We start from the raw sequence: 6,000 nt of genomic DNA on the forward strand, positions 1-6,000 counted from the left end.
TAAATAGTTAATTTTTAATTTAATAAAAAATTTAAAAGATAATATTTATAAACATTTTTTAAAGAATATTTTCATAAAGAAAGTTTTTTACTAAATAAAATTTAATATTTTTATATGATATTGATTTATCATTATTTTTTATAAATTTAGTTGATATATTTTAATTTTTAGCAACTATTCTTTATTTTTTACCTTTCTTGATTACATATAAAATTAATAATTTTATTTTCATATTTAATTAAGCTTTTATAAAAAAGTTGACTTAATATAATTTTTTAATTGCAAGAATAAGTATATTTATACTAAAAATTTTTATATATGGAAAATATATTTTAGTACGCAAAGAAAAATTTAAAAAGGTTTTTTCTCTATTGTAAAGTAGTTCAAATGTAAATTATCTTGATAGTTATTAAAAAATTAGTTTAATAAAACTTAAAATAAAATAGTATATATACTGTATTATTTATTTTTTATTAATAAATGTTAAATAAAATAAGGAATTATACCATGTCAGAAAATTTAAATCATGACGTGGATCCAATAGAAACTCATGATTGGATACAGGCAATCAAATCAGTTATTCATAAAGAGGGAGTTAAAAGAGCAGAGTTTTTAATTCGAAATGTACTTAAAATAGCAAAAAAATGTGGAATAAAAAATTTTAGAGATATATTAATAAACGATTATATTAATACTATTTCTGTTAAAGATGAACCTCATTATCCTGGAAATCTTATTTTAGAAGACCGTATTTGTTCTTTTATTCGTTGGAATGCCATTATGATGGTTTTACGTGCTTCTAAAAAAAATTTAGATCTAGGTGGGCATTTATCTTCTTTTCAGTCATCAGCTTCTTTATATGAAGTATGTTTTAATCATTTTTTCCGTGCATATAATAAAAAGGATGGTGGTGATTTAGTTTATTTTCAAGGTCATATTGCTCCAGGTGTGTATGCCCGATCTTTTCTCGAAGGAAGATTGACACAAGATCAGATGGATAATTTTAGGCAAGAAATAGATGGTACAGGGTTGTCTTCTTATCCCCATCCTAAATTAATGCCAAATTTTTGGCAATTTCCCACTGTATCTATGGGATTAGGTCCTGTCTGTGCTATTTACCAAGCAAAATTTTTACAGTATTTAAAAAATAGGGGTTTAAAAGATACTTCGAATCAAACAGTTTATGCTTTTTTGGGTGATGGAGAGATGGATGAGCCGGAATCCAAAGGAGCTATTTCTATAGCATCACGAGAAAGGTTAGATAACCTTATTTTCATAATTAATTGTAATTTACAAAGGTTGGATGGTCCAGTTATTGGAAATGGTAAAATAATTAATGAATTGGAAAGTATTTTTAGTGGTGCTGGTTGGGAGGTTATTAAAGTTATATGGGGTGGTAAATGGGATGAATTGTTTAGTAAAGATACTAGTGGAAAGTTAATTCATTTGATGAATGAAACTTTGGACGGTGACTATCAAACTTTTAAATCAAAAAATGGGGCTTATATAAGAAAAAATTTTTTTGGAAAATATAAAGAAACAATGAAATTAGTAGATAATATGACTGATTCTCAAATTTGGGATCTGAACAGAGGAGGACATGATCCTAAGAAAATATACGCTGCTCTTAAAAAAGCTAAAGAAACAAAAGGCAAACCTGTTGTTATTTTAGCTCATACAGTTAAAGGATATGGAATGGGACCTGTAGCAGAAGGGAAAAATATTGCACATCAAATAAAAAAAATGAATTTAGAAGCGATATTATATATTAGAGATAAGTTTAATATTCCTGTTAAAAACAGCGATATTAAAAACTTACCATATGTTACGTTGAGTAAAAAAGATCCTGCATATCATTATATTCATGCAAAAAGAAAAATTTTAGGAGGTTATCTTCCTATGAGGTTATCTAATTTCACTCAGACGTTAAAGTTGCCAATTTTAAATGATTTTAAATCTTTATTAAATGAACAAAAAAAACATATTTCTACAACAATAGCTTTTGTACGCGTATTAAACATTATTTTAAAGAATAGTGAAATTAAAAATTTAGTAGTACCCATAATTGCCGATGAAGCACGTACATTTGGTATGGAAGGACTATTTCGTCAGATTGGTATTTATAGTTTGCAAGGTCAAAAATATATTCCGCAAGATCTCGAACAATTGGCTTATTATCGGGAAGATAAAAGAGGTCAAATTTTGCAAGAAGGAATTAATGAATTAGGAGCGGCTGCATCGTGGTTAGCTTCTTCTACTTCATATAGTACCAATGATTTTCCTATGATTCCATTTTATATTTATTATTCTATGTTTGGTTTTCAAAGGATAGGAGATTTATTTTGGGCTGCTGGAGATCAACAAGCAAGGGGCTTTTTAATAGGTGGTACATCTGGCAGAACAACATTAAATGGAGAAGGATTGCAACATGAAGATGGTCATAGTCATATTTTGTCTTTGACAGTACCTAATTGTATATCTTATGATCCAGCTTACGCTTATGAAATTGCTGTTATTATTTGTGATGGCTTACATCGTATGTATGGTCCTAAACAAGAAAATGTATATTATTATATTACTACATTAAATGAAAATTATCCTATGCCGGCTATGCCTAAAGGTGTAGAAATAGGTATTTGTAAAGGAATATATAAGTTAAAAACCATAAAAGGTACGCATGATTATTCAGTTCAATTAATGGGTTCTGGAGCCATTTTACGTATTGTTTGTATGGCTGCGCAAATTTTGTTACAAGATTATGGTATAGGATCAGATATATATAGTGTGACTTCTTTTACAGAATTAGCTCGAGATGGTCAAGATTGTGATAGATGGAATATGTTAAATCCAAATAAAAAATGTAAAATACCTTATATTGCACAGGTAATGAATTCATCACCAGCTATTGCTGTAACTGATTATATGAAATTATTTAGTGAACAAGTGCGTGCTTATATACCAGCAATAAGTTATCGTGTTTTAGGTACAGATGGATTCGGTCGTTCCGATAGCAGAGAAAAACTTCGTCATTATTTTGAAATTGATGTTAGTTATATTGTTGTTATCTCTTTAGGGGAATTATCTAAATTAGGTAAAATTAATAAAAAAGTTATTTCTGATGCTATTAGTAAATATAATATCGACGTAAATAAAATTAATCCGCGTTTGGCATAATGGGGTATAATGGATGGTAATTGAAATTAAAGTTCCTGATATTGGTTTAGAAAAGGTAGAAGTGACTGAAATTTTAGTTAATGTAGGAGATTTAGTTACATTGGAAGAAGGATTAATTACTGTAGAAGGACAAAAAGCTTCTATGGAAATTCCTGCTCCTGTAAATGGAGTAGTGAAAGAAATTAAGGTTAATGTTGGAAATATAATTAATACTGGTGATGTAATGATGGTGTTTGAAGTTCAAGATAATATTAATTTGAAAAATTCAACATTAGAAGAAGAAAAAAAATTATATAACATTGGAAATGATGAAAACAAAAAAAAAATAGATGAGATACATGCTACTCCATTAATTCGTCGTTTAGCAAGAAAATTAGATATTAGTTTACAAAATGTTAAAGGAACTGGTCCAAAGAATAGAATTTTGAAAGAAGATTTAAAAAAATATAATAAAAACAGTTGTAAAAAGGATGATATAGATTACATTAACAATTATTTAAATTTAAATAATAAAAATGAAATTTTGGAACCAATAGATCAATCTTTTAAAAACCTTAAATTAAATCATGTTCAAATAATTTCAGGTCAGAATTTAAGTCAAAGTTGGAGACAGATACCTCATGTAACTCATTTTTATGAATCTGATATCACAGAATTAGATGAATTTCGTAAGAAATGTAATATGAAGTATCAGGATGATACGTTAAATATTAAATTAACAATATTAGTTTTCGTTATAAAAATAGTTTCTAAAGCTTTGCAAGAATTTCCACGATTTAACAGCAGTATTTCTAATGACCAAAAAACATTAATAATTAAAAAACATATTAATATAGGTATTGCTGTAAATACATCCAAAGGTTTATTAGTGCCCGTATTAAAATTTATAGAAAATAAAAATTTATTAGAAATTTCTAAAGAATTAATTAGTATTTCTAAAAAAGCAAGAGAAGGTAATTTAGCTTTGTCAGATATGCAAGATGGTTGTTTTACAATATCTAATTTAGGGGGGTTAGGAGGAATTGGATTTACTCCTATTATAAATATGCCTGAAGTTGGTATTCTCGGAATTTCTAAATCATCGATAAAACCTATTTGGAATGGAAAAAAATTTGTACCTAAATTGATTTTGCCTTTTTCTCTTTCTTACGATCATCGGGTGATTGATGGAGTATATGCTGCCCATTTTATGGATTTTATAAATACATTACTGTTAGATATTCGTTTTATAATGATGTAATGAAAGTATATAAATTTTTCTATTGGTACAGCTTATGAAGTTATTTAAAAAAGAAGTTTATTATTTACACAATATTTTATTAATAATAATGGATTTATAATGGAAAAAAAATTTTATACCCAAGTAGTTGTTATAGGATCAGGACCTGCTGGATATTCTGCTGCTTTTCGTTGTGCAGACTTAGGTTTAAAAACAACATTAATAGAAAAATATGATGTATTAGGCGGTGTTTGTTTGAATATTGGATGTATTCCTTCTAAGGCTTTATTACATATATCTAAAGTAATAACAGAGTCTAAAGAATTATCTGAATCTGGTGTTTCATTTGATAAACCTATAATAGATATTAATAAAATGCGGATATGGAAAGAGAAAATTGTGGGTTCTCTTAATATAGGTTTAAGTAGTATGGCTAAGCAGCGTAATATCAAAGTGATAATAGGAAAAGCTAAATTTTTAAATACCCAATCTTTGTTAGTAGAATCAAAAAAAGAAAAAGTAATAATTACGTTTGAAAATGCAATTATTGCTACGGGTTCTCGCGCTATAAAATTACCAAATTTTCCGTATAATGATAAACGTATATGGGATTCTACTGATGCTTTAAATTTACAAAAGATACCTAGTCGGTTATTGATAATTGGAGGAGGAGTAATTGGTTTGGAGATGGCTACTTTTTATGGTTCTTTAGGCTCAAAAATAGATGTTATAGATTCGGGTATGCGACTTTTGCCAATTGTAGATAAAGACGTGATTGATATTTTTGTTTCTGCAACTAATAAAAAATTTAATTTAATGTTAAATAAAGTTATATCTAAAGTCGAATTAGAAAATCAAGGTATTGTTGTGACAACAAATGATAACGAAGAAAAAAATTGTTATGATGCGATATTAGTGGCTATTGGTCGAAAACCTAATTATGCAGATTTAAATATTGATACCTTAGGAATGGAAATTGATGAATCAAATTTTATAAAAACAGATAAACAATTACGTACAAATATATCTAATATTTTTGCTATTGGTGATGTTATTGGACAACCTATGTTGGCTCATAAAGGAATACATCAAGGACATATAGCTGCAGAAGTTATAGCTGGGAAAAAACATTTCTTTATGCCTAAAGTTATTCCATGTGTGGCATATACTGATCCGGAAATCGCTTGGGTTGGTATAACAGAACAAGAAGCCATAAAGTTAAATATTAATTATAAAAAGGCAGTTTTCCCCTGGTCTGCATCTGGAAAAGCTGTTACTTCCCATGCTCATATTGGATTAACTAAGTTAATTTTTGATAAGGAGACTAATAGAATAATTGGAGGTATAATTATGGGAAGAAATGCCAGCGAATTGTTGTCAGAAATCAGTTTAGCTATTGAGATGGGTTGTGATGCAGAAGATATTAGTTTAACTATACATGCTCATCCGACTTTGTATGAATCAATAGGATTAGCAGCAGAAGTTTTTCAAGGGAAAATTACAGATCTAATGAATATTAAATAGAAATATTTATATAGATATAAAATTTTAGGAAATAGAGAAAATTAGATATAAATATATATTCTCTATTTCCAAATTTTGATTTT

At 27.7% G+C, this 6,000-nt stretch carries 3 protein-coding genes; all 3 read left to right on the top strand.

All coding sequences use genetic code 11. From position 1 onward, the window contains the following. Positions 1–507 precede the first annotated feature (507 nt). A complete protein-coding gene (gene aceE / locus LDP10_RS01690) occupies positions 508–3,174 on the top strand; it encodes a pyruvate dehydrogenase (acetyl-transferring), homodimeric type (protein WP_265197011.1) in 2,667 nt (888 codons plus the stop codon). A 13-nt stretch (positions 3,175–3,187) separates the two neighbouring features. Beyond that, complete coding sequence (locus LDP10_RS01695; protein ID WP_265197012.1) at positions 3,188–4,414, top strand: 2-oxo acid dehydrogenase subunit E2; 1,227 nt, start codon at positions 3,188–3,190, stop codon at positions 4,412–4,414. Positions 4,415–4,510: 96 nt separating this feature from the next. Further along, positions 4,511–5,917, top strand: coding sequence for a dihydrolipoyl dehydrogenase (gene lpdA / locus LDP10_RS01700; protein WP_414734438.1), 1,407 nt, complete (start codon positions 4,511–4,513; stop codon positions 5,915–5,917). The last annotated feature ends 83 nt before the right edge of the window (positions 5,918–6,000 follow it).

This window comes from Buchnera aphidicola (Pemphigus obesinymphae) (genome assembly GCF_026122815.1).
Classification (GTDB): domain Bacteria; phylum Pseudomonadota; class Gammaproteobacteria; order Enterobacterales; family Enterobacteriaceae; genus Buchnera_C; species Buchnera_C aphidicola_BJ.